The sequence below is a fragment of the Caballeronia insecticola genome (assembly GCF_000402035.1).
Classification (GTDB): Bacteria; Pseudomonadota; Gammaproteobacteria; order Burkholderiales; family Burkholderiaceae; genus Caballeronia; species Caballeronia insecticola.
In genome coordinates, this window is record NC_021287.1 from 533,364 (window position 1) to 559,779 (window position 26,416).

Consider the following 26,416-nt stretch of genomic DNA (forward strand, 5'->3'; position numbering starts at 1 on the left):
CATGTTGAGACTCTCCTTGATCGCAGCCGGCATCGCGCTGCTCGCGAGCGGCTGCACGATGACGCCGCAGTACGTGCAACCGGAATTGCCGGTGTCGGCGAGCTTCCCGACCGGCGGCGTCTACGCGGCGCAGCCGGGCGCGGCGAGCGATGCGCGCAGCGCGAAAGGCGTCGCCGCAGCCGATATCGGCTGGCGCGATTTCTTCGTCGATGCGCGGTTGCAGCGGCTCATCGACATCGCGCTGAAGAACAACCGCGACCTGCGCGTGTCGGTGCTCAACGTGCAGGCCGCGCAGGCGCAATATCGCATCGCGCGTGCGCAACTGCTGCCGTCGATCGGGGCGCAGGCCGGCCAGTCGCGGCAGCGCTCGCCGGAGACGCTGGCGTCGTTCGGCCAGACGGTCCAGAACACCTACTCGGTGGGCCTGAACGCGGCCTGGGAAATCGACCTGTTCGGCCGCGTGCAAAGCCTGAAGGATCAGGCGCTGGCGAAATATTTCGCGACGGCATACGCGCGCAAGGCGGCGGAAATCTCGCTGGTGTCGCAGGTGGCAACGCAGTATCTGCAAGTGCTGCAAGCCGACGATCTGCTCGCCGTCACGCGGCAGACGCTCAAGAGCACGCGCGACTCGTTCAATATCGTGAAGCTGCAGTTCGACAACGGCGCGGCGTCTGAACTGGACGTGAGCCAGGCTCAGGCGGTGATGGAAAGCGCCGCAGCGAATCTGCAGGCACAGGAACGCGCGCGGGCGCAGGCGGTCAACGCGCTCGTGCTGCTGCTGGGCGAGCCGATGCCCGAGGACATGCCGGCCGGCATGGCGCTCGACGGACAGAATCTGCTCACCGACATCCCGGCGGGATTGCCGTCGGATGTGTTGCTGCACCGGCCGGACATCATGGAGGCCGAGCAGAATCTGCTCGCGGCGAACGCGAATATCGGCGCGGCGCGGGCGGCGTTTTTCCCGCGCATTTCGCTGACGGGCAGCTTCGGCACGCTGAGTCCGACGCTCGGCGGCCTGTTCAAGGCGGGGTCGGCCGCGTGGAGCTTCGCGCCGACGATCACGTTGCCGATCTTCGAAGGCGGGCAGAATCAGGCGAATCTCGATCTCGCGAACATCGAGAAGAAGGTCGAAATCGCGCAGTACGAGAAGGCCGTTCAGTCGGCTTTCAGCGACGTGGCCGACGGGCTCGCCGCACGCGGCACGTACGATCAGCAGATCGCGGCCCTCGCGCGCGACGCGGCCGCGCAGCAGCGGCGGCTGGATTTGTCGACGCTGCGGTATAAGCAGGGCGTCGACAGTTATCTCGGCGTGTTGACGGCGCAGCAGGATCTCTATTCGGTGCAGCAGACGCTGATCAGCGCGCGCACGCAGCGGCTGGCGAATCTCGTGACCTTGTATCAGGCGCTGGGCGGCGGGTGGATCGAGCGCACGGGAGAAGAGCCGCGCGCGGCGGATGCGAGCTGACGAAAAAAAACGCCGCGGCTTTCACCGCGGCGTTCAACACAAACAGCCAGCAAGCACTTCCAGGGTACGACTTCGTTACTAAACGTCCTTCGTAGACGTCCTTAGTAGACGTCCTTAGTGCGCGTCGCCCGCGTGGGCGGCGCCTTCGAATTCATGCGCCGCCTCACGTGCTTCGCGGCGCGCATCGCGTTCGCGGCGCACGCCGTTGAACACGATGTTCAGCACCACCGCCGACACCGACGCCAGCAGAATCCCGCTGTGAAGAATCGGTTCGAGCGCATGCGGCAGTTGCGAGAAGAACTTCGGCGCGACCACCGGCACCATGCCCATCCCCACGCTCACCGCGACAATGAACAGGTTGTGATGATTGCGCGCGAAGTCCACGCGCGACAACGTCTTGATGCCGTTCGCCGCGACCATGCCGAACATCACGATGCCCGCGCCGCCGAGCACGAACGGCGGCACCGACGCCACGACCTGCGCCATCTTCGGAAACAGTCCGAGCACGACGAGAATCACGCCGCCGGTCGCGCAGACGAAGCGGCTCTTCACGCCCGTCACGCCGATCAGCCCGACGTTCTGCGAAAACGACGTATGCGGAAACGAGTTGAACACGCCGCCGATCAATGTGCCGAGACCGTCGACGCGCAGGCCGCGCACCAGCGCCTTTTGATCGACGGGACGCTCGACCAGATCGCCGACCGCGAGGAACATGCCGGTCGATTCGATGAACGTGACGAACATGACGATGACCATCGTCGCGACGGAGAGCGGATCGAAATGCGGCAAGCCGAAGTGGAACGGCAGCACGACGCCGACCCACGGCGCGTGCGCCACGCCGTCCATGTTCACGCGGCCGAGCATTGCCGCGATGCCGAAGCCCGCGACGATACCGAGCAGCACCGAAATGTTCGCGATGAAGCCGCGTGCGAACTTGTTGATGAGCAGAATCAGCGAGAGCACGACGAGCGAGAGCAGCAGATACACCGGATTGCCGTACTCGGGATTGCCGATGCCGCCCGCCGCCCAGTTGATGCCGACGCCCATGAGCGACAGGCCGATCACCGCGATCACCGTGCCGACCACGACCGGCGGGAAGAAGCGCAATAACTTGCCGATCATCGGCGCGAGCAGAATGCCGATCACGCCCGCGGCGATGGTCGAGCCGAACACGTCGAGAATGCCGAGCGCCGGGTTCGTGCCGATCGCGACCATCGGGCCGACGGCGGCGAACGTGCAGCCCATGATCACGGGGAGGCGAATGCCGAAGATCCACAGACCGAGCGTCTGAATCAAAGTGGCGACGCCGCACGAGAACAGATCCGCGCTGATGAGGAACGCGACCTGGTCTTTCGGCAGGTTCATCGCGGCGCCGAGAATCAGCGGCACGGCGACCGCGCCTGCGTACATCACGAGAACGTGCTGGATGCCGAGCGTCAGCAACTGTCCCATCGGCAATCGCTCGTCCACCGGATGGACCTTGTGGGCCGTCGAACTCAAAGCCATGTCTCTCTCCTATATGCATCTCATTGGAATGGACTCCAAGTTAAGTGCATCGGGGAGCGCGAACAAGACCACGCGACGCTATACGCCGCGTTCGCCCGACGATATGGGTCGCAGGCGCCACCCGTGGCGCGAACGCGCTCAGGCCCTTGCCACAAAGGGTTCGACGCATATGATCGGAAATTCGTCGTGTGACGAAAGGCCGCCTTCTTGGGCTGATCGTTATGATGTGCATCACGTCGCGCGTATAGTCCGTTTTTCGTCCTCGGCGCGCGACGGCGGGGTAAACCCCGGTTTTGCGCGTTTTCCCTAACGTCTTTTCATGCGTCTTCCACGCTCCAGAATCCCATGCGTTTCCTAGGCATCGATCTCGGCACGGGCTCCCTGAAACTCGCCATCCTCGACGAAAACGGCCGCGAAATCGCCATCGCGAGCGCCGCTTATGCGGTGACGAGCGCGCAGCCCGGCTGGGCCGAAACGCCGGTCGATACGTGGTATGCGGCGCTCGTCGATGCAGCGGCGCGTCTGCCCGCAGGCAAACGCGAGGCGGTCGTCGCGATCGGCTTTTCCGGGCAGATGCACGGCGTCGTGCCGAGCGCCGCAAACGGCCGCGCGCTGCGCCCCGCGATGCTCTGGCCCGACACGCGCGCCCGCGCATTGCTCGACGCGTGGCCCGAGCCGCAGCCGAATCCCGTCGCGCCGGGCATGGCGGGGCCGCTGTTGCGCTGGCTCGTCACGCATGAAGCGGATGTCGCGGGAGAGACCCGCTGGGCGTTGCAACCGAAGGACTGGCTACGCGCGAAGCTCGGCGGCGCGTTCGTCACCGATCCGTCGGATGCGTGCGCGACTGCGCTCGCGCATCCGTCGGGCGAATGGGACGACGCGCTCATCGACAAGCTCGGCCTGCCGCGCGCGTGGTTCGCGCCGCTCGCGGCGTCGCACGAAGCGGGCGGCGTGTTGTCGGCGCAGGCGGCGTCGGCGCTTGGGCTTCGCGCGGGCATTCCGATGGCCGTCGGCGCGGGCGATACGCCGTGCGCCGCGCTGGGCAGCGGCCTCTCCGCCGATGGCGACGCGCTGCTCACCACCGGCACCGGCGGCCAGATCGTCGTGATGTGCAAGGACGCGCCCGCGCCGGCGCATGGCCTGCATACGTATCGATCGGCGACCGGCGCGTGGTATCGCATGGCGGCGATGCAGAACGTGGGCGTCGCGCTGGAAGCGGTGCGCGGCTGGCTCGGTTATGCATCGTGGGCGCAAGCCTACGACGACGCATTCGCCGCCGACGCCAGCGCCACCGTGAGCTTTCTGCCGTACCTGAGCGGCGAACGCTCCCCGTGGATGAACCCGAACGCGCGCGGCGGCTGGCTCGGACTCGGCCTGGACGACACGCGCGGCACGTTGATGCGCGCCGCGTTCGAGGGCGTGGCATTCGCCTTGCGCGCGGGACTGGACGCGATTCGCCGCAACGGCGCCGCACTCGATTCGATGCGGCTCGCGGGCGGCGGCTCGGTCGATCCGCGCTGGCGGCAGTTGCTCGCCGATGCGTTGCAGGTCGAATTGCACGCGGTGGATTGCCCGAACGCGGCGACGCGCGGCGCGGCGATGCTCGGCGGCATCGCGGCGGGGCACTGGCGCATCGGCGATTCAGCGTCGCTCGCGCCGCACGCGACGCTTGCCGCGACACCGCGCGCGAATGCATCGCTCGATGCGCGGCTCGCGCGTTTCATCGATTTGTACAGGCGCACGGAGGCGTGGTTCTGATGCCGGCGCACATCGCGCGGGAGCCCTACATGCGCCGATGCTGCGCCAGCACGCCCCGAAGATACGCCTCCCATTCGCCGATGCGCCGCTCCCACGAATAGAACTGGTTGAAGTACGCGACCTGTTGCTCGCGCAGGACGAAATCTTCGTGACGCCGTTCACGCACATCGCGGATTGCCTTGTCGAGCGTGTGCAGGAAGCGATGCGCATGCACGCTCATGTCCTCGGTGTAGGGATAAAGACGCGCGAAATTTGCACAGGTTTCGGGCAGAGCGCCGTATGCCGACGAGACGACGAGGCAGCCCGCCGACATCGCTTCGATCGCCGCCACGCAACTGGTTTCGGCGTGAATGCTTGGATACGCGAAGATGTCGCATTCGGCGAGCGCGTTGCGCACCACGCTGTTTGGCACCGCGCCGTGATAGCGAATGCGCGGGTGCGCGCGGCAACGTTCAAACAGCGATTCGTATGGCCGGTCTCGTTCGCTCCAGCCATAGATGCTGAAGCTGGAAAAGACGTCGAGCTCGATATGCGGATCCGTTTGCGCGAGGTGCTCGAAAACGGGTACGAGAATGTTGAGTCCGCGATGCGGCGTCGTGTGATAGATCAGGCGAATGCGTTCGCTCGTTCGCGGCCGATAAGCGCCGAACGGCTCGATTGCGTTCTGCAGAACGGTCATCTCGCCATAGGGCACGCGCGGAATCAGATTGAACAGTGACGCCTGATAATGCGACACGCATACCATGCCCGCGAATGCGGCGCGGCCTTCGCGCTCCTCGAGAAAACCGGATTCCTCGCGGCTCGGCGTATTGTGCAGCCACAGAATGCGCAGCCGGTCCGGATCGAGTGTGCGGACGCGTTCCGGGATGATCTGGAAGTGACTTGTCAGGCGCGGATCCAGCCGCGCGTGAAGCGCCTCCAGCATCAGTTCAGTGCCGCCGCGAGCCTGCTTGCTCAACTCGTTCGTTTCGAGGGAAAGATTCACCGCCCGACATTCACCCGCGACCGATTGCCGTCTTCGGACTCGCGCTCAGCGATGCGCCGAAGTCGCCGTTATAGGTGTACAGACCCTGATGAGAGAGTTTCGATTGCGTATCGACGAACACACGTCCGCCCAGGTCGCGCCAACGCCGGCAGAAGGCGTAGTCTTCGGACAGGTAGCGATTGGTCGACGGCTCGACCATCACGTCGAAGAAGCGATAACACAGGTTGCGGATCGGCGTATCGGGCGGTCCGTCCGGCACGTACTTCAGTTCGGGCAGGCGGCTCACCATGGTTTCGATCACGTTGCGGCGAATGCACATGAAACCGGTGGGCGCTTCGCTGACTTCGAGGAATCCGTCCTCGTCGATCGAAGTGGACACGCCGTCGTGCGCGTTCACCGGGTAGCGCAGGTAGCGTGTCGAAAACGTCTCTTTGTTCATTCCGGCGGGCAGTTCCGCGGGCCAGTTGAAACTCTTGAGCGGATACACGCCCGCGACGACATCGCGGTCGGCGAGCAGCAGGCGGAACGCCTGGTCGACCGTGAAGCCGATGTCCGCGTCGATCCAGAACAAGTGCGTGAGGCTGGGGTCGAGCAGAAATTTCGCGACGGCTTCATTGCGGGCGCGCGTGATGAGGCTCTCGCCCGAATCGATGCGGATGACGCCCTGCATGCCTGCCTGCCAAAAACCGTTGTTGAGCGCGAGAAGGCTCTTGGTAAAGTTGACCGCGGCGTTGCCGCCGTAGCAAGGCGTCATGAAGAGCGGCTTCATGGAGGTCAGGGCGGACGCGTGGAGCATGATTCCTGGTGGGTAAAGTCGGGAAAAGGCGATAGGCGAGCGGGCGCACTTGCACATGCTCGCTTTGTCGGGCCGATCGAAGAATACGCGACGACCGCGCAAAACTCGCTCGGACCATACTTAATTCATGCCGCGCCCCATCGCGCTTAAACTTATGGCGCCTTTGCATCATCGGCGCTTCCGTCCTGCGCCCACGACGACCGCTCGTGCCGAGTCGTTTCATATTGACCCGACCATGATGTTCGGTTCATTGCTCAAACCAAGACATCGAAACCAGCCATGTCCGCACCCGACTTGTCCACACCCGCACTGCCCACCGATTTCCGCTCGCGCGCGTTCCTGCTTGATCACGTGTTGCGCACGATGACCTTCTATCACCCGCACTGCATGGATCCGGCGGGCGGCTTCTATCACTACTACAAGAACGACGGCACGATCTACGACCGCAAGTCGCGCCATCTCGTGTCGAGCACGCGCTTCGTCTTCAACTACGCGATGGCGTACAAGCACTACGGCCTCGATGAATATCGCGGCGGCGTGATCCATGGCATCGACTATTTGCGGCAGTTTCATCGCAATCCGCAGACGGGCGGCTATGCGTGGACGCTGAACGGCCGCGACGTCACCGACGCGACGAATCACTGCTACGGCCTCGCGTTCGTCATGCTCGCGTATGCGAAGGCGGTCGAAGCGGGTCTTGACGAAGCGCGCGCCTATCTCGACGAAACCTGGCAACTGATGGAAACGCACTTCTGGGACGCGCCGCACGGTCTGTACAAGGACGAAGCCACCGCTGACTGGAAGGTGTCCGACTATCGCGGCCAGAACGCCAACATGCATACCTGCGAGGCGCTGCTCGCGGCCTTCGAGGCGACCGGCGAGGCGCGCTATCTCGATCGCGCGGCGCTGCTCGCGGACAACATGGTGAACCGTCAGGCGAAGCTCGCGGGCGGTCTCGTGTGGGAGCACTACAAGCCGGACTGGTCGATCGACTGGGACTACAACAAGGGCGATCGCAGCAACATCTTCAGACCGTGGGGCTTTCAGCCGGGACATCAGACGGAATGGGCGAAGCTACTGCTGATTCTCGACCGTCATCGGCCCGAGGCGTGGCATCTGACGCGTGCGCGCGAACTGTTCGACCGCGCGCTGGAGTTGTCGTGGGATCACGAGCACGGCGGCATGGTCTACGGCTTCGACCCCGAGGGCACGTTCTACGACGAGGACAAGTATTTCTGGGTTCAGGCGGAGTCGCTCGCGGCAGCGGCCTTGCTTGCGGATCGCGCGCAACGCGACGGCGACGCCGCGCTCGCCACGCGCTACTGGAACGATTACGAACGCCTGTGGGCCTATAGCTGGGCGCATTTCGTCGATCACAAGTGGGGCGCGTGGTATCGCATTCTCACGCGCGACAACCGCCAGTACAGCGACGAAAAGAGCCCCGCCGGCAAGACCGACTATCACACAATGGGCGCATGCTACGAAGTTCTGAACGTCGTGCGCTGAAAACGTTACCTAAATTACCGAACCTCAAGGAGCCGAACAATGAAAACGAAAGCCGCTATTGCATGGGAAGCCGGAAAACCGCTGACGATCGAAGAAGTCGATCTCGAAGGCCCGCGCGCCGGTGAAGTGCTGATCGAAGTGAAAGCGACGGGCATCTGTCATACCGATTACTACACGCTCTCGGGCGCAGACCCGGAAGGCCTCTTCCCGGCGATTCTCGGGCACGAAGGCGCAGGCGTTATCGTCGATGTCGGGCCGGGCGTCGGCACGTTGAAGAAGGGCGATCATGTCATTCCGCTTTACACGCCGGAATGTCGCCAGTGCAAGTTCTGCCTGTCGCGCAAAACCAATCTCTGTCAGGCGATTCGTTCGACGCAAGGCAAAGGCTTGATGCCCGATGCTACTTCGCGTTTTTCGCTCAATGGCAAGCCTTTGTTCCACTACATGGGTACATCGACGTTTTCGAACTACATCGTGGTGCCGGAGATCGCGGTCGCGAAAGTGCGTGAAGACGCGCCGTTCGACAAGATCTGCTACATCGGCTGCGGCGTGACCACGGGCGTCGGCGCGGTCGTGTATTCGGCGAAAGTGGAAGCGGGCGCGAACGTCGTCGTGTTCGGACTCGGCGGCATCGGGCTGAACGTGATTCAGGGCGCGAAAATGGTGGGCGCGGACAAGATCATCGGCGTCGATATCAATCCGGGGCGTATCGAACTCGCGAAGAAGTTCGGCATGACGCACTTCATCAACCCGAAGGAAGTGGAGAACGTCGTCGATCACATCGTGCAGTTGACCGATGGCGGCGCGGATTATTCGTTCGAATGCGTGGGCAACGTGAAGCTCATGCGTCAGGCGCTCGAATGCACGCATAAGGGCTGGGGCCAGTCGTTCATCATCGGCGTGGCGGCGGCGGGCGAGGAAATCAGCACGCGGCCGTTTCAACTGGTCACGGGCCGCGAATGGAAAGGCTCGGCGTTCGGCGGCGCGCGCGGCCGCACGGATGTGCCGAAGATCGTCGACTGGTACATGGAAGGCAAGATCAATATCGACGATCTGATCACGCATCATCTCAAGCTCGAACAGATCAACGAAGGCTTCGACCTGATGAAGAAGGGCGAGTCGATTCGTTCCGTCGTCGTTTATTGAACGAGGAGAGGTTCATGCTGGAACTCGTGAAGAGCATCGTTGTTTCGACGGCGTGCAGCGCATCTATCGGCACGATTCGCAGACCATCGGCCTGCCGATGCGGTTCTCGGTCTTCCTGCCGAAACAAGCCGCTTCGCAAAAAGTGCCCGCGCTGTTCTATCTCGCCGGGCTCACGTGCACCGAAGAAACGTTTCCGATCAAGGCGGGCGCGCAGCGTTACGCGGCCGAGCACGGCATCGCGCTGATCGCGCCGGATACGAGTCCGCGCGGCGCCGATATTCCCGGTGAGAAAGACGCGTGGGACTTCGGCGTCGGCGCGGGCTTTTATGTCGATGCGACGCGCGAGCCGTGGGCGCAGCGTTATCGCATGTATTCGTACGTGACGCAGGAGCTGCGCGAGACGGTTGCGCGTGAGTTGCCGGTGCGTGAGGATCGGCTCGGCATCTTCGGTCATTCGATGGGCGGGCACGGCGCGCTCGTGCTCGCGTTGCGCAATCCGGATCTGTACAAGTCGGTCTCGGCGTTTGCGCCGATCGCGGCGCCGTCGCAATGTCCGTGGGGCGTGAAGGCGTTCTCGGGCTATCTCGGCGACGATCGCGAAGCGTGGAAGCAATACGACGCGAGCGAACTCATCAAGGGCGATGCCGCCGCGCGCTTCGAGGGCGGCATTCTGATCGATCAGGGCCTGGCCGATCAGTTTCTCGCGGAGCAGCTTCATCCCGACGTCTTCGAGCGTCACGCACGCGAGGCGGGGCATAGCGTGACCGTGCGTCGTCACGAAGGGTATGACCACGGCTATTTCTTTATCGCGACGTTCGTCGGCGAGCATATCGCGCATCACGCGCGCACGCTCTGCAAATAGGCGCGATCGGGAAGGCGGCCGCTGCGGCGCATGGCGCGCCGCAGCGGCTCGCGCTCGTCCAAACTGGGGATCGTCCGATGGAATTCCTACGCAGTCTGATTTAGCCTGTTCTCCTCGAAACCAGGTCGTGTCGCGGAGCCTGCTCCAACGACCCATTCCCATGCACGAAGAAGTCCGCAATACGGTCGATGCCTCGCCGGACGCCTACGCATCGGCGGAAGCGCTTTATCGTCGCGGACACATCGCCGACGCGTTGTCGCTTCTCGAGCGTTCCGCTCTCACAGGCACGCAAGCGCCGATGCTCAATCTCGCGGCCGCCTGCTGTCTCGCGCTTCAACGCCCGGCGCAAGCCGAAGCGTATTGCCGCCGCGCAATCGATATCAGCCCGGATTTCGCTGATGCGCACAGCAATCTTGGCGTCGTATTGCAACGAAGCGGGCGCGTCCGGGAGGCGGAAGCGGCGTATCGGCGCGTATTGACGATCCGGCCGAACCACGCTCCGGCGCATACGAATCTCGGCCGGATTCTCGAGATGCAAGGCGCGTTCGATGCGGCGCGAACCTCGCATCTGCGAGCACTCGAATGCAATCCTGACGAGGCGGCCGCGCACACCAATCTCGGTGCTTGCTGCATGCAGCTCGAACGCTTCGACGAAGCGGAGGCGGCGTTCAGGCACGCGGCGTCGCTGGCGCCGCACGATGCCGGCGTCCATTTCAATCTCGGCACGGCGCTCAAGAAACTCGTCCGCTTCGAAGAAGCCGAACACGCTTATCGGCGCGCGCTCACGCTGCGGCCCGACCATACGAAAGCGCGTATCAATCTCGCACATGTACTGCTCGGCACCGGGCAGATGCACGAAGGATGGGCGCTCTTCGAAGCGCGCTACGAACGGGACGGCTGGTTCGAACCGCCGCGAACCGGCATTCCGATGTGGCGCGGCGAATCGCTCGCGGGCAAGTCGCTGATCGTCTGGACGGAACAGGGCTTCGGCGACAGCCTGCAGTTCTGCCGTTATCTGCCGATGCTCAAGGCGCAAGGGCTCGCGAAGCTGACCTTCGTGTGTCCGGCTCCGCTGCGCGCGCTTTTCTCGACGCTCGATGGCGTCGATGCATGCATCACCATCGACGACAAATTCACGGCCGTGCCGCCGCACGACTACCAATGCCTGTTGATGAGCGCGCCGCATTATTGCGGCACGACGCTCGAATCCGTGCCCGCCGCGCTGCCTTATCTGCGCGTGCCGCCGGAGCGCGCACGCGCGTGGCGGAACACGCTGCCCGCGGGCGGTTTCAAGGTCGGGCTGGTCTGGGCAGGCGATCCGCGCAATCACAGCGCGCATCTGCATGCAGTGGACCGTTTGCGCTCGCTGTCGGCGCAAGCGTATCTGCCGATTCTGCGCGTGCCGGGCGCGACGTTTATCAGCCTGCAAAAGGGCGCGTCGACGCAGCCGCAGATCGACGCGCTACCGGCCGCGTTGCGTCCCGTCGATCTTATGAACGAGGTGAAAGATTTCGCCGATACCGCCGCGATCATCGAGCAACTGGATCTGGTGATCACGGTCGATACGTCGGTCGCGCATCTGGCGGGCGCGCTGAATCGGCCTGTCTGGATTCTTTCGCGCTACGACGGGTGCTGGCGCTGGCTCTACGAAGGCGACGATTCATCGCCCTGGTATCCACGCGCGCGGCTCTTCCGGCAAACGCGTCCGGGCGAGTGGGACGACGTGATCGGCGAGGTCGAGGCCGCGCTGCGAGGCGTGCTCGCGGCGCGCTGAAGCCTCAATTCCCCCGCCGTCCGATCAGACTCGCGCCATAAACGAGCGCGGCCAGAATGGTGATCCAGAAGCTCGTCGGCCAGTCGGTGTAGTAGGCGAGCGTGAGCCCGAACCACGCTTGTCCGAGCGCAAACAGCGCCGCCAGCACCAGTCCGGACGATAACCGCGTCGTCACGTTCTGCGCCGCGGCCGCCGGGCCGACCATCAACGCGAACACCAGCAGCACGCCGACGATCTGCGTGCAGGCCGCGACCGCGAGCGCGGTGATCGCCAGAAACAGCACGGAGACGAGGCGCAGCGACACGCCCTTGGCCTCCGCGAGTTCCGGCTGCAACGACGCGAACATCAAAGGCCGCATGATGAACGCGAGCGCGGCCAGACTGACCACCGCAAGACCCGCCAGCACGACAAGCGTTTCGTGATTCACGCCGAGCACGTTGCCGAACAGGAGCGCGGTCGCCTGCGTCGCGTAAGCGGTGAAAAAGTGCAGAAACAGCAGGCCGAAGCCGAGCGACAAAGACAGGATCACGCCGATCGCCACGTCGCGGCCCGACAGGCGCTCGCCGAGCGCGCCCATGCCGACGCCCGCCGCGAGCGTGAAGCCGACCATGCCCCAGAGCGGCGACATGCCGAGCAGCACCGCGCCGGTCGCGCCGGTGAAGCCGACGTGCGAGAGCGCGTGGCCGGCGAAGGTCTGGCCGCGCATCACGAGAAAGTAGCCGACGATCCCCGACAGCACCGCGACGATTCCCGACGCCGCGAATGCATTCACCATGAAGTCGTATTCAAACATTGTGCGTGTGCTTTCCCTTCTTGCCGTGGCTATGGCTATGGCCATGGCCGTGATCATGTTCGTGTTCGTGCCCATGGTCGTGTTCGTGCTCGTCGCCTTCTTCGTGTGCGTGATCGAGCTTGTCGATTTCGACATCGCCCGACATCACGAAGATGCGGCCGTTCACCCGCATCACGTCGATGGGCGAGCCGTATAGCCGCGAGAGCACGGGCTTGGAGATCACCTCGTCGACGGTGCCGAGCGCCGCGCGTCCGCTGCCGAGATAGAGCACGCGGTCGAGCGAGTTCAAGAGCGGATTGAGCTCGTGCGCCGAAAACAGCACGGTGATGTTCAACTCGCGCTGCACGCGCCGCACGAGTTCGACGACGCCCGTCTGATGCCGCGGATCGAGGCTGATGAGCGGCTCGTCGAGCAAGAGCAGCCGCGGATTGCCGAGCAGGCATTGCGCAAGCAGGAGACGCTGCCGCTCGCCGCCCGACAGTTCCGACAGCGGGCGCGCAGCCAGTTGATGCGCGCCGACGAGTTCGAGCACGCGCTCCACGTCCGCGCGAATGCGCGCGTTGCGATGCGGCAGGCCCCAGCGATGCCCGTCCGCGGCCATCGCGACGAAATCGCGGCCCAGCACGCGCCTGCCCGCGAGGCCGCTGCGGATCTGCGGCATATAGCCGATCGACGCATTGCCGCGCACGACGGCCTCACCGTTGACGCGAATCGTCCCGCTCTTGAGCGGCACGAGCCCGAGCAGCGCGCGCATCAGCGTGGTCTTGCCCGCGCCGTTCGGCCCGAGCACGCCGATAAACTCGCCGTTGCGGACCGTGAAGCTCGCGTCGTTGAGAATCTCGCGGCCGCCGAGTTCCAGCGTCACGCGATCGACTTCGAGCGCGGCTTGCGTCGTGATCATCGTTGCCATCCTTGCAGGGCGCCCGCGAGCGCGTCGAGTTGCGACTGCATCCATTGCTGATACGTCTTCTTCGCGGGCAAGGTCTCCGTCACGCTGATGCTTGGCACATGCGCGTCTTGCGCGACGCTGAGCAGACGCTTCGTCAGCGCGCCCGTCGCCTGGCTGTTGTAGATGAGCACGTGCACGCGGCGCTCGCGCAGGTCTTTTTCGAACGCGGCGATATCGGCGGGACTCGGCTCGGTGTCGTTCATCGATGCCAGCTGGAAGCGCTGGTTGCGCATCTCGAAGCCGATTGCGTCGGCCATGTAGCCGAACACCGGCTCGGTCGCCGTGACGGGCACGCCCTTGTAGCGCGCCTTCAGTTGCGCGACGGTGGCGTCGATCGGCTTGAGCGAGGCGAGGAACGTGGCGAGACGCGCGTCGTAGTCGCTCTTGTGCAACGGGTCGGCGCTCGCGAGATACGCGCTCACGGCTTGCGCGACGGCGGGCATGGTCGCCGGGTCGTACCAGAGGTGCGGATTGTCGCCGGACTTCTTGCCGACGAGCTTCGCCGCGACGATCACCGTGCGCTTGTCATTGCTCTTCGATGCCGCGAGCAGCTTGTCCATCCACGGATCGTAGTCCGCGCCGTTATAGACGACGAGCGCCGCGTGCTGCAACGCGCGCGCGGTTTTCGGGCTTGCTTCGAAGAGATGCGGGTCTTCGTCCGGGTTGCTGAGAATGCTCGTCACCTGCACGCGATCGCCGCCCAACTGACGGATGACATCGCCATAAAAATTTTCCGCCGCGACGACCGGCACGCGCGCGGTCTCGGCGGACGCCGCGTTGCACAAGCCGAGCGCGATGGCGAAGCAGGTCAGGACGTGCGCGAATTTCATCGGTTTCCTTTCTGGATTCTGGATGCGGGTTCTCGAGATGAAGCGATTCAGGCGTCGCGATGCTTTCGCTGACAGTCGGCGCACAGTCCGCTCAATTCGACGACCTGGTGATGCACCTGGAAGCCGTGCGCGGGCGGACTCGCCGACAGCGACGACGCGAGTTCGCGGCCCTGAATTTCGAGCGTCGCGCCGCATTCGTCGCAAATGAGGAACTGGCTTTCGTGCGGCTTGCCCGCGTCGCAGCACGCGATGAACGCGTTCTTCGACTCGATGCGATGCACGAAGCCGTTCTCGACGAGAAAATCCAGCGCGCGATACACGGTGGTCGGCGGCACGCGCGCGCCGCGCTGCGGCGCCATGGCGTCGATCAGGTCGTAGGCGCCGATCGGCTTGTGTGCCTTGAGCACGAGTTCGTACACCTGGCGGCGCAGCGGCGTGAGCGCGACACCGCGTTCCACGGCGAGCACTTCGGCGCGCGCCAGCATGTTTTCGACGGATGCGGTCATGTGAGGTCCGGCCACCGGGGCGGCGCGTGTGAGGATGGCTACGTCCCGACGCGCGCAGCGGCGAACGTCGGGCTCGGTTGAGATGATATAATGTATCACATTGAGCGGTCGAATGTTCTTTCGACATTCGCATCGATCGATTCAGCGCCGGGGTGACGGACTTGCGAGCGTTACCGCGAAGCGCGACGGAGCCGTCCTTTGAGGAACGTGGCTATCGAGATTGAGTGTCCGCGCTTCGGACCGCCGCAATTCGGTCAGCCGGCTGAGCTACGCATAGCGTAGGCGACAGAACCACGTGGAACGTAGGCTTACGTCTCGGCATATCACATGCGAGCGGATTGCCGGCGCGAACTACCCGCGAGACTGCTGGCATCGAGATCGATATTCTCGGCCCGGGCAAATTCCCGCATGCTGTGCCACTTCACGACGCCGTTCGGCAGACCGTACGCCAGCTCGCCGTCTTTCGGCTCATCATAGGTATCGGGCGCGGTCGTAAAGCGTGTCTTTCTCCACGCCAACGCGACGAGTTGCCTCTTTCCGCCTGGCAGCACCTTGAAAACACGCAGCCATGCCGGATGCTCGTCGAGAGCGGACAGTTCCGCGCCATCGCTTTCTCCCGTAGCCGATGCGCGTGCCCATCCGACCTCGACGATCCTCACCGTTCGCCCGTCCCGATCCAGCTGCTCCTGCCGCCGGACCTGTTTGCCCAGCAACTGAAAGCGCGACACCGGAATATGCGAGCCGGCCCGAAAGTATTCCGCGACGACCCAGTCTCCGCCTGAGGAGACAATGGGCACGTCCCGGCGGCGATCATAAGCGTAGATTCCGGTCAGATGCGACAGCAGCGACTGCGGAACACGAGCATCGGGAAAAGCGTAGCGAGCGGGTTTGAAGTCGCCGGTTTCAGAGGCAATCGAATTCGCGGCATTCATATCGAGCTTCAGTTGCTGAGGCGGCAAAGTGATCGAAACGAGCCGCCCATTGGCGACGCTGGCGACGTAAGGCGGATGCGACGATTGAACCATCCTTGCCGGATATGAGGTCGATGTCTGAGTTGCCGCGCCGGAACGATTCGATATGGCGAAGAATGCGGCCGAGAGCAAAAGCGCCGTATGCCACCGTTTCATGTTTTTCAAAAGGTGAGATGCGAACGCGTGTTTCGATGGATGGCGAAAGGGCCGTGAGCATCGGATTGTCACATCCGAAGATCGAAAAGTAATTCGGATAACAAAATAATGCAGCGTCGTATCCGCGACAAACGGAGCGATGCGGGTGGAGAACGAATATCGGGCCACGCCGCATAGCGTGAAGTCGCGAACCGCCATCAGCTTTTCAAGACCCACGGCCATTCGCGGAACGTTCTTTGCTGGCTTCCCCGCCAGATGGGGTTTTCCCCGACCAACCGACCGTTTGCGCGCCGCAACATCGAAACCCGTGCCGATGCCTTGACACGATCACGCGCAACGCCGATCATTCGATCAAACACAGAGCAATTGTTCAGGCGTAGAGCGTTCGCTCACATAGCGAGTCGCGAGACAGGCAGCACGCCGCCGGACAAAGCAAAGAAATCGGAGACATCGGTGAGACTGAGAGACAAGGTCGCGATCATCACGGGCGCTGCGAGCGGCATCGGCGAGGCGGTCGCGCGGCGCTATCTGGAGGAAGGCGCGCGGGTCGTCGTCGTCGATGTGAAGGACGAGCGCGAACTGGCGCAACGCTTCAACGACGTATCCGCACGCGTGCTCGCGCTCAAGGCCGACGTCACGCAGCGCGACGATATCGCGCGCATCGTGGCACGCAGCGTCGAACATTTCGGCGGCATCGACATTCTCTTCAACAACGCGGCGCTCTTCGACATGCGCCCGATCCTCGACGAATCCTGGGACGTCTACGACCGTCTCTTCGCGGTCAACGTCAAAGGCATGTTCTTCCTGATGCAGGCGGTCGCGCAACGCATGGTCGAGCAGGGCCGCGGCGGCAAGATCATCAATATGTCATCGCAGGCCGGGCGGCGCGGCGAGGCGCTCGTGTCGCATTACTGCGCGACCAAGGCGGCCGTGATCAGCTATACGCAATCGGCGGCGCTGGCGCTCGCGAAGGCGCGCATCAACGTGAACGGCATCGCGCCCGGCGTGGTCGATACGCCCATGTGGGAACAGGTCGATGCGCTCTTCGCGCGCTACGAGAACCGGCCGCTCGGCGAGAAGAAGCGGCTCGTCGGCGAGGAAGTGCCGCTCGGGCGCATGGGCGTGCCCGGCGATCTGACCGGCGCGGCGCTCTTTCTGGCATCGGCGGATTCGGACTACATCACGGCGCAGACGATCAACGTCGATGGCGGCAACTGGATGAGTTGATGCCATCCTGCGTTGCATGCGGCTTGAAGCACGGGAAGCACCGTCTATAGTGAAACGGCGTTGCGAAGAATGCGCGGCGCTACGACGTCCCAGCGCTTCATGCAAGGTGCGGCACATAAGTAAGGCACATAGGCAAGGCCCGCAGGCAAGGCACAAGGCAAAACCCCGGCAGCACGCGATTCCGGTCGCGCACCCTCAAAAGCAGGCAGCGGCATACACGGCACTTGCGGTCATGCAACGAGACACACCGCCAGCCCGTGCCAACAAAAAGGAGACGAACCAACATGAAACGCACTCAACGCATCGTTCGGGCCCAACCTCGCTCGCATCGCATCCCATTCGTCAAAGGGGCGCTTTCGGCCGCGCTGGCCGCCGCCGCGCTCGTGCCGCTGGCGGGACATGCCGCGACCATCACCATCGCCACGCTGAACAACCCGGACATCATCGAGTTGAAGAAGCTGTCGCCGGCGTTCGAGAAGGCCAATCCCGACATCAAGCTCAACTGGGTGATTCTCGAAGAGAACGTGCTGCGTCAGCGCGCCACGACCGATATCACCACCAACAGCGGCCAGTTCGACGTAGTGACCATCGGCACATACGAGGCACCGCAATGGGGCAAGCGCGGCTGGCTCTCGCCGATGACGGGCCTCCCCGCGAACTACGATCTCGACGACGTGGTGAAGACCGCGCGAGACGGCCTCTCGTACAACGGCACGCTCTATGCGCTGCCGTTCTACGTCGAAAGCTCGATGACGTACTACCGCAAGGACCTGTTCCAGGCCGCCGGTCTGAAGATGCCCGACCAGCCGACCTACGATCAGATCAAGCAGTTCGCCGACAAGCTCACCGACAAGTCCAAGGGCCAGTACGGCATCTGCCTGCGCGGCAAGGCGGGGTGGGGCGAGAACATGGCCTACGTGTCGACGGTGGTGAACACCTTCGGCGGCGAATGGTTCAACGAGAAGTGGCAGGCGCAGCTCGACACGCCCGAATGGAAGAAGGCAGTCGGTTTCTACGCCGATCTGCTGAAGAACGACGGCCCGCCGGGAGCAAGCTCGAACGGCTTCAACGAGAACCTCACGCTGATGTCGTCGGGCAAGTGCGCGATGTGGATCGATGCCACGGTGGCCGCGGGCATGCTCTACAACAAGGCGCAGTCGCAGGTGTCGGACAAGATCGGCTTTGCGGCCGCGCCTGTCGCCGTCACGCCGAAGGGCTCGCACTGGCTGTGGTCGTGGTCGCTCGCGATCCCGAAGACGTCGAAGCAGCAGGACGCCGCGAAGAAGTTCGCCGCGTGGGCGACGTCGAAGGAATACATCGAGATGGTCGGCAAGGATGAAGGCTGGGCGTCCGTCCCGCCGGGCACGCGCAAGTCGACGTATGCGCGCCCCGAGTACAAGCAGGCGGCGCCGTTCGGCGACTTCGTGCTGCAGGCGATCGAAAGCGCGAATCCGAACGACGCGACGCTCAAGAAGGTGCCGTACACCGGCATCCAGTTCGTCGGCATTCCGGAGTTCCAGTCTTTCGGCACGGTGGTCGGCCAGTCGATCGCGGGTGTCGTCGCGGGGCAGACGAACGTCGATACCGCGTTGAAGGCCGCGAACGCAGCCGCCGATCGCGCGGTGAAGCAGGCCGGTTATCAGAAGTGACGCCGAAGTGACGCAGAAGTAACGCAGAAGTAAAGCCGCGCGGTACACGGGCCGTTTCAGCATGAAGCGGCCCGCATGCATCATCATCGAGAGGTGAAACGATGAGTCAACTGAATCCCCCCATCACCGATCATCACCTGGAGGAGTCCGCGGCCGCGCGCGACAAGCGCCGCGCGAAGTCCGTGCGCTGGCTGATCACGCCGTCGACCGGACTGCTGTTCCTGTGGATGGCCATTCCGCTCGCGATGACGATCTGGTTCTCGTTCTCGCGCTATAACCTGCTCAATCCCGATGTCAAAGGCTTCGCGGGCCTCGACAACTTCGAGTTTCTCGTCACCGATCCGGCGTTCGGGCCGTCCATCGGGCATACGCTCACGCTGATTCTGTCGGTGCTCGCCATCACCGTTGTGGGCGGCACGCTGCTCGCCGTGCTGTTCGACCGCAAGTTCTACGGGCAGGGCATTGCGCGCCTGCTCGTGATCGCGCCGTTCTTCGTGATGCCGACGGTCTCCGCGCTCATCTGGAAGAACATGATCCTGCATCCGGTGTACGGCCTGATCGCCAGCCTGATGCGCTCGCTCGGGCTTCAGCCGATCGACTGGTTCGCCGACTATCCGCTGTTCGCGGTGATCGTGATCGTCGCGTGGCAGTGGCTGCCGTTCGCGTTTCTGATTCTCTTCACGGCCATTCAGTCGCTCGATCAGGAGCAGAAGGAAGCGGCGCGCATCGACGGCGCGGGCCCGTTCGCGATGTTCTTCTTCATCACGCTGCCGCATCTGAAGCGCGCGATTGCGGTCGTCGTGATGATGGAAACCATCTTTCTGCTGTCGATCTTCGCGGAAATCTATACGACGACGGGCGGCGGTCCCGGCACCGCGACGACCAATCTCTCGTACCTGATCTATGCGCTGGGTCTGCAGCAATTCGACGTCGGGCTGGCATCGGCGGGCGGCATTCTCGCGGTGATTCTCGCTAATGTCGTCGCGTTCTTCCTCGTGAGAATGCTCGCGAAGAACCTCAAAGGGGAGTACGACTCATGAGCACGCAATCCGTTTCCGCCGCGCAGTCGGGGTCGGCACTCGACCTCGTCAAGCGGATCGTTCCGGGGATCATCGCGTGGATCGTTTCGATCCTGCTGTTCTTCCCGATCTTCTGGATGACGATCACCGCGTTCAAGACCGAACAGCAGGCGTATTCGTCGTCGCTGTTCTTCACGCCGACGCTCGACAGCTTCCGCGAAGTGTTCGCGCGCAGCAACTACTTCGGCTTCGCGCTGAATTCGGTGCTGATCTCGGTGGGCGTCACGCTGCTGTGCATGATTCTCGCCGTGCCGTGCGCCTACGCGATGGCCTTTTTCCCGACGAAGAAAACGCAGAAAGTCCTGCTGTGGATGCTGTCCACGAAGATGATGCCGTCGGTCGGCGTGCTGGTGCCGATCTATCTGCTGTGGAAGAACACGGGCCTGCTCGATACCGTGTCCGGCCTCATCATCGTGTACACGCTGATCAACCTGCCGATCGCCGTGTGGATGGCCTTCACGTACTTCAACGAAGTGCCGAAGGACATTCTGGAGGCGGGCCGCATCGACGGCGCGACGACCTGGCAGGAGATCGTCTATCTGCTGATGCCGATGGCCTTGCCCGGCCTCGCATCGACGGGCCTGCTGCTCATCATCCTGTCGTGGAACGAGGCGTTCTGGAGCATCAACTTGTCGAGTTCGAACGCGGCGCCGCTCACGGTGTTCATCGCGTCGTATTCGAGTCCGGAAGGTTTGTTCTGGGCGAAGCTTTCGGCGGCTTCGCTGCTCGCGGTCGCGCCTATTCTGATTGTCGGCTGGGTCTCGCAGAAGCAACTGGTGCGCGGTCTCACGTTTGGCGCGGTGAAGTGAGGGCGCGCGCGTGAACCTCACTCCATCCAACGAAGCCAATCTCGACGATCGCCTGATGATCTGCGACTGCGACGGCGTGCTGATCGACAGCGAAGCGGTGGCGGCGCGCATGCTCGTCACCGAACTCGAAGCGCTGTGGCCGGGCGTCGATGTCGAGCCGGTCGTGATGCCGCTGCTCGGCCTGCGCATCGAGGCAGTACTCGCAAGCGCCGCCGACACGGTCGGCCGCACGCTCACGCACGATCAGGTCATAACCATCCGGCGCGCGGTGGAGGTGGCGGCGATCCAGGCGCCCACAGTGCCGGGCATCGCCGAGGCGCTCGCGGCCGTGCCGTTCACGAAGGCGTGCGCGAGCAACAGCTTTTCGTCGTATGTCGATGCCGTGCTGCAACGCACCGGCCTCGTGCGCTTCTTCGGCCAGCGGCGTTTTTGCGCGGACATGGTCGAGAACCCGAAGCCCGCGCCCGACGTGTATCTCGCGGCGGCGCGCGCGATGCGCATCGATCCGCTGCGTTGCATCGTCGTGGAAGACAGCGTGACCGGCGTGACGGCGGCGAAGGCGGCGGGCATGCCGGTGCTCGGCTTTATCGGCGGCGGCCACGCGACCGAAGGACAGATCGGCGCGCTGCAGAAGGCGGGCGCGCACATCGTTTTCGACGACATGTCGCGGTTGCCCGCGCTCGTCGAGCAATGGCTGCAGAACGCGACGTTCGAAATCAGATAGCGGCGGCGCGACACGCGCCGGCGAATCGGGAAAGGAGACACATCATGGCTAGCCTCACACTGCGCGGCATCACCAAGCGTTACGAAGAAACCGAGGTGATGCGCAACATCAACCTCGACATCAACGACGGCGAATTCGTCGTGTTCGTAGGCCCGTCGGGCTGCGGCAAGTCGACCCTGATGCGCATGATCGCGGGGCTGGAGGACATCAGCGGCGGCGATCTGATGATCGACAACGTGCGCGTCAACGAACTGGCGCCCGCCAAGCGCGGCATTGCGATGGTGTTCCAGTCGTACGCGCTCTATCCGCACATGACGCTCTACGACAACATGGCGTTCGGCCTCAAGCTCGCGGGCGAGAAGAAGCCCGCGATCGACGCCGCCGTGAAGAACGCCGCGAAGATCCTGCACATCGACCATCTGCTCGATCGCAAGCCGAAGCAATTGTCGGGCGGCCAGCGTCAGCGCGTGGCGATCGGGCGCGCGATCACGCGCAAGCCGAAGGTCTTTCTCTTCGACGAACCGCTCTCGAACCTCGACGCCGCGCTGCGCGTGAAGATGCGTCTCGAATTCGCGCGCCTGCACGACGACCTCAAGACGACGATGATCTACGTCACGCACGATCAGGTCGAAGCGATGACACTCGCGGACAAGATCGTCGTGTTGTCGGCGGGGAACATCGAGCAGGTCGGCACGCCGAACACGCTGTATCACGCGCCGGCGAATCGCTTCGTCGCGGGCTTCATCGGCTCGCCGAAGATGAACTTCATGTCGGGCACGGTCGCGCAGATTCAGAGCGACGGCGTGCTCGTCAAATACGCGACGGGCGAAACCCAACTCGCCGGCGTGATGCCGGGCAACGCGAAGCCGGGCGACGCGGTGACGGTCGGCATTCGTCCCGAGCATCTGCAGCCCAATGCGCCGGACGCGGGCGATTACGGCGTCACCGCCAACGCGATGACCGTCGAAACGCTCGGCGATGCGGCCTATCTCTACGCCGAAACCGATGTCGCGCCGGATGGCCTGATCTCGCGAATTCCGCCGCTCGAGAAGCACGCGCGCGGCGAGAAGCTCAAGCTCGGCTCGGCGGCGGAGCATTGCCATCTGTTCAACGCGGAAGGTCAGGCGTTCACGCGCAAGGTCGTGGATTCGTGGCTTCGGGAGCATGCGACGGCGGCTTGATCGGTAAGAGCGTATTGAGCGGTGCCGATGTTTTTGCAGGACGTCGGCGTGCGCGATAATCGTCGCTGCGACCGGCCACATCCGATGACCGGCACCGTTCCCCATACGATATCGCCATGCCCGTCATCAACGAACTCTTCGTGTATCCGATCAAGTCCTGCGCGGGCATCTCTCTGCCGCGCGCGACGCTTCTCGAAACCGGCCTCGCATATGACCGTCACTGGATGGTCACCAATCCCGCGGGCCGCATGTTCACGCAGCGCACGGAGCCGCGCATGGCGCTGATCCGCACCGCGTTCCACGGCGACGATCTCGTTCTCGATGCACCCGGCATGCCGACGCTGCGCACGCCCTTGCAGCTCGACGCGCTCGACAATGCACAGCCGCTGCGCGCGACCGTGTGGCGCGATACCGTCGATGCCCTCGACACGGGCGAGCACACCGCGCGCTGGTTCGGCGAGTTCCTGGGCACGCCCGCGCGTCTTGTGCGCTTTGCCCGCCAGGCGCGCCGCACGGTCGATGAAAAATGGACCGCGCCGCTCGTCACGCACACCCGTTTCGCCGATGGTTTTCCGCTGCTGGTGGTGAGTCAGGCATCGCTCGACGATCTCAACGCGCGCTTGTCGACGACAGGCGCGCCGGGCATTCCGGCGAATCGCTTCCGGCCGAATCTCGTGATCGGCGGGCTCGATGCCTACGAAGAGGATTATGTCGGCGAGATGCGCATTGCCGTGCCGGGACAGGACGTGCAATTGCGCCTCGTGAAGCTGTGCACGCGCTGCCCGATGCCGACTATCGATCAGGCTACCGGCGCGCCCGATCCGGCTTTCCCGCACGAACCGCTCGACACCATGAGCGGCTATCGCGCGAGCGCCCAGTTCGATGGCGCGCTGACCTTCGGCAAGAATGCGGTGGTCGTGCAAGGCGAGGGCGCGTCGCTTGAAGTCGGCCTCGACGTGGAAGCCGAACTCGAGTTCTGAGGCCAGACCCTAAGCGTCGAGCGCGGCTTTCGCGCAGAGTTCGTCGGTGACGAGGCCGCTCAGCCATTGTCCTTTCAGCGCGGCAATCAGTGCGTCGCGCTTGCGCTCGCCGCCCGCGAAACCGATCGTCGGGCGTTTGGGCGGCGTGTCGAGCTTGAGGCTCGTCACGCGCGCGCCGGTCTTCGACTGCACGCGATGGCCGTCGGCATCGATCGGCAGGCCGAGCCATTCGGCGACCGCGCCCGCGCTCATCAGTTCATCGACTTCGGCGCGCGTGATGAAGCCGTCCTCGTGCAGCGGACAGTTCTCGCCCACGTTGCCGATGCCGACGAACGCCACGTCCGCGCGTTGCGCGAGTTCATCGACGATGCGATACAGACGGTGATTGACCCACTGCGCGCGTTCGGCTTCGCTGTCGGCCATGAGCGGCGCGGGCAACATGAAGTGCTTGCCGCCGGTTTTCTCCGACAACTGCTGCGCGACGTCATAGCGATTCGACGAACCGTCCTGCGCGATGGCGCCGACCATCGACACGAAACGATGCTGCGGCCGGTCGATCTGCCCGATCTGCGCGACGCAGGCCTTGAGCGTGCGCCCGCTGCCGATCGACACGACGAGCGGCTTTTCTTCGAGCAGATAGCGCTCCATCACCTGCGCGCCCGCGACGGCGAGTTTGCGGTCGACTTGCTCGCGCGCGTCGCCGTCGATGGGCACGACTTCGCACATCGCGAGGCCGTAACGGTCGCTCAGCCGTTTCGCGAGCGACAGACAATCGGCGATGCGATGATCGACGCGCACGCGGATCAGATTCTTCTCGACCGCGAACGCGACGAGCCGCTGCGCCACCGGACGCGAGATCTGTAGCTTTTCGGCGATCTCGTTCTGGGTGTTGCCGGCGACGTAGTACAGCCACGCTGCACGCGTCGCGAGATCGAGTTTTTCGGTGGATTTCGGCACTGTGGAAGGGGGTTTTGTTTTTGTTCAGCCGCGCCGGGTGGGTCGCTGTCTCGTTTCGACTTCGATCGGTATCGTTGGAGTATAGGAAACGTGCTTTTTGTTTGGGATCTCGGGCAAAGATAAACCTTCGCACCTAAAAGGGGCGGGTCGACGCCGGATGTGCATGCATCGCAGATCCGGCTCGCGGGGCGTCAGGTTTCGATCGAACGATTGCGCTCCGACCGCTTCAAGCCAGCCGCGGCCGCGCCGGATCGAACAGCGGCCTGACGTGCTGATAAAGCTCCCGAAAACTCTTCAGGCGCTGACGCAATGCGTCGTGCCGCGCCGCGTCCGGCGTGAACTCCTGCTTGATCTCAGGCTTCGCGAGCACCGTTGCCGGATCGCCGCCCGCCGCGAGCCAGCCGAGCCGCGCCGCGCCCAAGGCCGCGCCCGTCTCGCCGCCGCCGTGCGTGCGCGTGGGCGTGTCGAAGGCGTCGGCGAACATCTGGGCCCAGTAGGCGCTGCGGGCGCCGCCGCCGAGCATCGACAGCGCACGCGCCTGCGTGCCCGCCGATTGCAGCGCATCCAGCCCGTCGGTCAGCGAGAGCGTCACGCCTTCCAGCACCGAATAGCCGAGCAGCGCGCGGTCGGTCGCGTGCGTCATGCCGAAGAACACGCCTTGCGCGTAAGGGTCGTTGTGCGGCGTGCGTTCGCCGCTTAAGTACGGCAGGAACAGGGGCGCCGAGGACAGCACGTCGGCGGGCAGCGCCTCGATTTCCGCGAGCAGCGTCGGCTCGTCGGTCGATGTCAGCTTGCACACCCAGCGCAGGCAACTCGCCGCCGACAGCACCACGCTCATCTGATGCCAGCGGTCTGGAATCGCATGGCAGAACGCATGCACGGCGGACGCGGGATTCGGCCGGAAGCGATCGCCGATCACGCACAGCACGCCCGATGTGCCGAGCGACAGGAAGCCGTCGCCGGGATCGGTCGCGCCGATGCCCACCGCGCTCGCGGCATTGTCGCCGCCGCCCGCCGCGACAATCACGCCTTCGCGCAAGCCGAACTCGCGCGCAAGCTCGGGCCGCAGCGTGCCCGAAGGCTCGCTGCCCTCGGCCAGCGCGGGCATTTGCTGACGCGACATGCTGCATGCGGCGAGCAGCTCGTCGGACCAGTCGCGGCGCGCGACGTCGAGCCAGAGCGTGCCGGCGGCATCGGACGGATCGGATACTTTCGTGCCCGTCAGATGCATGCGCAGATAATCCTTCGGCAGCAGCACGCACGCGGTCTGCTTGAAGATTTCCGGCTCGTTGTGCGCGACCCAGAGCAGTTTGGGCGCGGTGAAGCCGGGCATCGCCAGATTGCCGGCGATCTCGTGCAGGTTCGGCGCGCGCTCGTAGAGTTCGGCGCATTCCTTGTCGCTGCGCATGTCGTTCCAGAGGATCGCGGGCCGCAGCACGTTGTCGTGCGAATCGAGCAGCACCGCGCCGTGCATCTGTCCCGACAGACCGATGCCGCGCACTTGCGCAAACTCATCCGGGAATTTCTCGCGCAGCTTGAACAGCGCGGCGCGCGTGCCTTCCCACCAGTCGAGCGGATTCTGCTCCGACCAGCGCGGCTTCGGACGCGAGACGGAAAACGGCGTGCCCGCCGTGCCGATCACGCCGCCGTCGGAGGCGAGCAGCAGAACTTTCACTTCGGAGGTGCCGAGGTCGATGCCTAAGTACATGAACGGACCCTTGGTCGTTGCCGGCATCGAAGCCGGCGAAAAACGGGGAGTGCAGCCAGTGCAGCCAGTGCAGCGAGAGGCGCTAATTTAACGCCGCGC

23 protein-coding genes are annotated in these 26,416 nt (G+C 64.1%); 13 read left to right on the forward strand and 10 right to left on the reverse strand.

The features are described from left to right. Window position 1: 1 nt before the first annotated feature. A complete protein-coding gene (locus BRPE64_RS02460; RefSeq protein WP_044041896.1) occupies window positions 2–1,465 on the forward strand; it encodes an efflux transporter outer membrane subunit in 1,464 nt (487 codons plus the stop codon). 114 nt (window positions 1,466–1,579) lie between these two features. Here the strand turns inward: BRPE64_RS02460 and BRPE64_RS02465 are convergent, their stop codons facing one another. Next, a complete protein-coding gene (locus BRPE64_RS02465; protein WP_044041159.1) occupies window positions 1,580–2,971 on the reverse strand; it encodes a nucleobase:cation symporter-2 family protein in 1,392 nt (463 codons plus the stop codon). 345 nt (window positions 2,972–3,316) lie between these two features. On the opposite strand from BRPE64_RS02465, the gene BRPE64_RS02470 reads away from it, so the two are divergent. After that, on the forward strand, window positions 3,317–4,729 hold the full coding sequence (locus tag BRPE64_RS02470; protein WP_016344434.1) for a xylulokinase: 1,413 nt from the start codon (window positions 3,317–3,319) through the stop codon (window positions 4,727–4,729). Window positions 4,730–4,754: 25 nt separating this feature from the next. On the opposite strand, the gene BRPE64_RS02475 is transcribed toward BRPE64_RS02470, so the two are convergent. Both BRPE64_RS02475 and BRPE64_RS02480 read right to left on the reverse strand, forming a co-directional pair. Continuing rightward, complete coding sequence (locus BRPE64_RS02475) at window positions 4,755–5,714, reverse strand: glycosyltransferase family 4 protein (protein WP_016344435.1); 960 nt, start codon at window positions 5,712–5,714, stop codon at window positions 4,755–4,757. 10 nt (window positions 5,715–5,724) lie between these two features. Beyond that, window positions 5,725–6,510: a hypothetical protein gene (locus BRPE64_RS02480; protein ID WP_044041160.1), complete on the reverse strand. Its 786-nt coding sequence runs from the start codon at window positions 6,508–6,510 to the stop codon at window positions 5,725–5,727. Window positions 6,511–6,789: 279 nt separating this feature from the next. Here BRPE64_RS02480 and BRPE64_RS02485 point away from each other — a divergent pair, with 279 nt between their 5' ends. The 4 genes from BRPE64_RS02485 to BRPE64_RS02500 all read left to right on the forward strand — a co-directional run bounded on the left by BRPE64_RS02485 (window position 6,790) and on the right by BRPE64_RS02500 (window position 11,798). Further along, window positions 6,790–8,016: an AGE family epimerase/isomerase gene (locus BRPE64_RS02485; protein WP_016344437.1), complete on the forward strand. Its 1,227-nt coding sequence runs from the start codon at window positions 6,790–6,792 to the stop codon at window positions 8,014–8,016. 39 nt (window positions 8,017–8,055) lie between these two features. After that, on the forward strand, window positions 8,056–9,162 hold the full coding sequence (locus BRPE64_RS02490) for an S-(hydroxymethyl)glutathione dehydrogenase/class III alcohol dehydrogenase (RefSeq protein WP_016344438.1): 1,107 nt from the start codon (window positions 8,056–8,058) through the stop codon (window positions 9,160–9,162). 52 nt (window positions 9,163–9,214) lie between these two features. Further along, a complete protein-coding gene (fghA, locus tag BRPE64_RS02495; protein WP_016344439.1) occupies window positions 9,215–10,024 on the forward strand; it encodes an S-formylglutathione hydrolase in 810 nt (269 codons plus the stop codon). Window positions 10,025–10,184: 160 nt separating this feature from the next. Then, window positions 10,185–11,798 (forward strand): tetratricopeptide repeat protein, encoded by a 1,614-nt coding sequence (locus BRPE64_RS02500; protein WP_016344440.1) that lies wholly within the window; start codon window positions 10,185–10,187, stop codon window positions 11,796–11,798. A gap of 4 nt (window positions 11,799–11,802) precedes the next feature. On the opposite strand, the gene BRPE64_RS02505 is transcribed toward BRPE64_RS02500, so the two are convergent. The 5 genes from BRPE64_RS02505 to BRPE64_RS02525 all read right to left on the reverse strand — a co-directional run bounded on the left by BRPE64_RS02505 (window position 11,803) and on the right by BRPE64_RS02525 (window position 16,225). Beyond that, window positions 11,803–12,591 carry a metal ABC transporter permease gene (locus BRPE64_RS02505; RefSeq protein WP_016344441.1) on the reverse strand — a complete coding sequence of 263 codons (789 nt, stop codon included), beginning with the start codon at window positions 12,589–12,591 and terminating at the stop codon, window positions 11,803–11,805. After that, window positions 12,584–13,492 (reverse strand): ATP-binding cassette domain-containing protein, encoded by a 909-nt coding sequence (locus BRPE64_RS02510; protein WP_044041898.1) that lies wholly within the window; start codon window positions 13,490–13,492, stop codon window positions 12,584–12,586. The genes BRPE64_RS02505 and BRPE64_RS02510 overlap by 8 nt, the downstream gene beginning before the upstream one ends. After that, window positions 13,489–14,370 (reverse strand): metal ABC transporter solute-binding protein, encoded by an 882-nt coding sequence (locus BRPE64_RS02515; RefSeq protein ID WP_016344443.1) that lies wholly within the window; start codon window positions 14,368–14,370, stop codon window positions 13,489–13,491. The genes BRPE64_RS02510 and BRPE64_RS02515 overlap by 4 nt, the downstream gene beginning before the upstream one ends. Window positions 14,371–14,417: 47 nt before the next feature. Continuing rightward, complete coding sequence (locus BRPE64_RS02520) at window positions 14,418–14,876, reverse strand: Fur family transcriptional regulator (RefSeq protein ID WP_016344444.1); 459 nt, start codon at window positions 14,874–14,876, stop codon at window positions 14,418–14,420. Window positions 14,877–15,199: 323 nt separating this feature from the next. Further along, window positions 15,200–16,225: a hypothetical protein gene (locus BRPE64_RS02525; protein ID WP_016344445.1), complete on the reverse strand. Its 1,026-nt coding sequence runs from the start codon at window positions 16,223–16,225 to the stop codon at window positions 15,200–15,202. A 231-nt stretch (window positions 16,226–16,456) separates the two neighbouring features. Between BRPE64_RS02525 and BRPE64_RS02530 the strand changes: the two genes are divergently transcribed. The 7 genes from BRPE64_RS02530 (at window position 16,457) to BRPE64_RS02560 (ending at window position 23,652) form a co-directional block, all read left to right on the forward strand. Next, a complete protein-coding gene (locus BRPE64_RS02530) occupies window positions 16,457–17,230 on the forward strand; it encodes an L-iditol 2-dehydrogenase (RefSeq protein ID WP_044041163.1) in 774 nt (257 codons plus the stop codon). Between the two features lie 284 nt (window positions 17,231–17,514). After that, the gene (locus tag BRPE64_RS02535; protein ID WP_016344447.1) at window positions 17,515–18,879 is read left to right on the forward strand and encodes an ABC transporter substrate-binding protein; all 1,365 of its coding nucleotides are present in this window, start codon (window positions 17,515–17,517) and stop codon (window positions 18,877–18,879) included. 101 nt (window positions 18,880–18,980) lie between these two features. Beyond that, window positions 18,981–19,919 (forward strand): carbohydrate ABC transporter permease, encoded by a 939-nt coding sequence (locus BRPE64_RS02540; RefSeq protein ID WP_016344448.1) that lies wholly within the window; start codon window positions 18,981–18,983, stop codon window positions 19,917–19,919. Further along, window positions 19,916–20,767: a carbohydrate ABC transporter permease gene (locus BRPE64_RS02545; RefSeq protein ID WP_016344449.1), complete on the forward strand. Its 852-nt coding sequence runs from the start codon at window positions 19,916–19,918 to the stop codon at window positions 20,765–20,767. Before BRPE64_RS02540 ends, BRPE64_RS02545 begins: the two co-directional genes overlap by 4 nt. Window positions 20,768–20,822: 55 nt before the next feature. After that, entirely contained in the window at window positions 20,823–21,491 is a 669-nt protein-coding gene (locus tag BRPE64_RS02550) for an HAD family hydrolase (RefSeq protein WP_044041900.1), read from the forward strand. Between the two features lie 44 nt (window positions 21,492–21,535). After that, entirely contained in the window at window positions 21,536–22,672 is a 1,137-nt protein-coding gene (locus BRPE64_RS02555; protein ID WP_016344451.1) for an ABC transporter ATP-binding protein, read from the forward strand. Between the two features lie 116 nt (window positions 22,673–22,788). Further along, a complete protein-coding gene (locus BRPE64_RS02560) occupies window positions 22,789–23,652 on the forward strand; it encodes an MOSC domain-containing protein (protein ID WP_016344452.1) in 864 nt (287 codons plus the stop codon). A 9-nt stretch (window positions 23,653–23,661) separates the two neighbouring features. Here the strand turns inward: BRPE64_RS02560 and BRPE64_RS02565 are convergent, their stop codons facing one another. Next, a complete protein-coding gene (locus BRPE64_RS02565; protein ID WP_016344453.1) occupies window positions 23,662–24,609 on the reverse strand; it encodes a sugar-binding transcriptional regulator in 948 nt (315 codons plus the stop codon). Between the two features lie 226 nt (window positions 24,610–24,835). Beyond that, window positions 24,836–26,317 (reverse strand): xylulokinase, encoded by a 1,482-nt coding sequence (gene xylB, locus BRPE64_RS02570; protein ID WP_044041901.1) that lies wholly within the window; start codon window positions 26,315–26,317, stop codon window positions 24,836–24,838. Window positions 26,318–26,416: the final 99 nt, after the last annotated feature.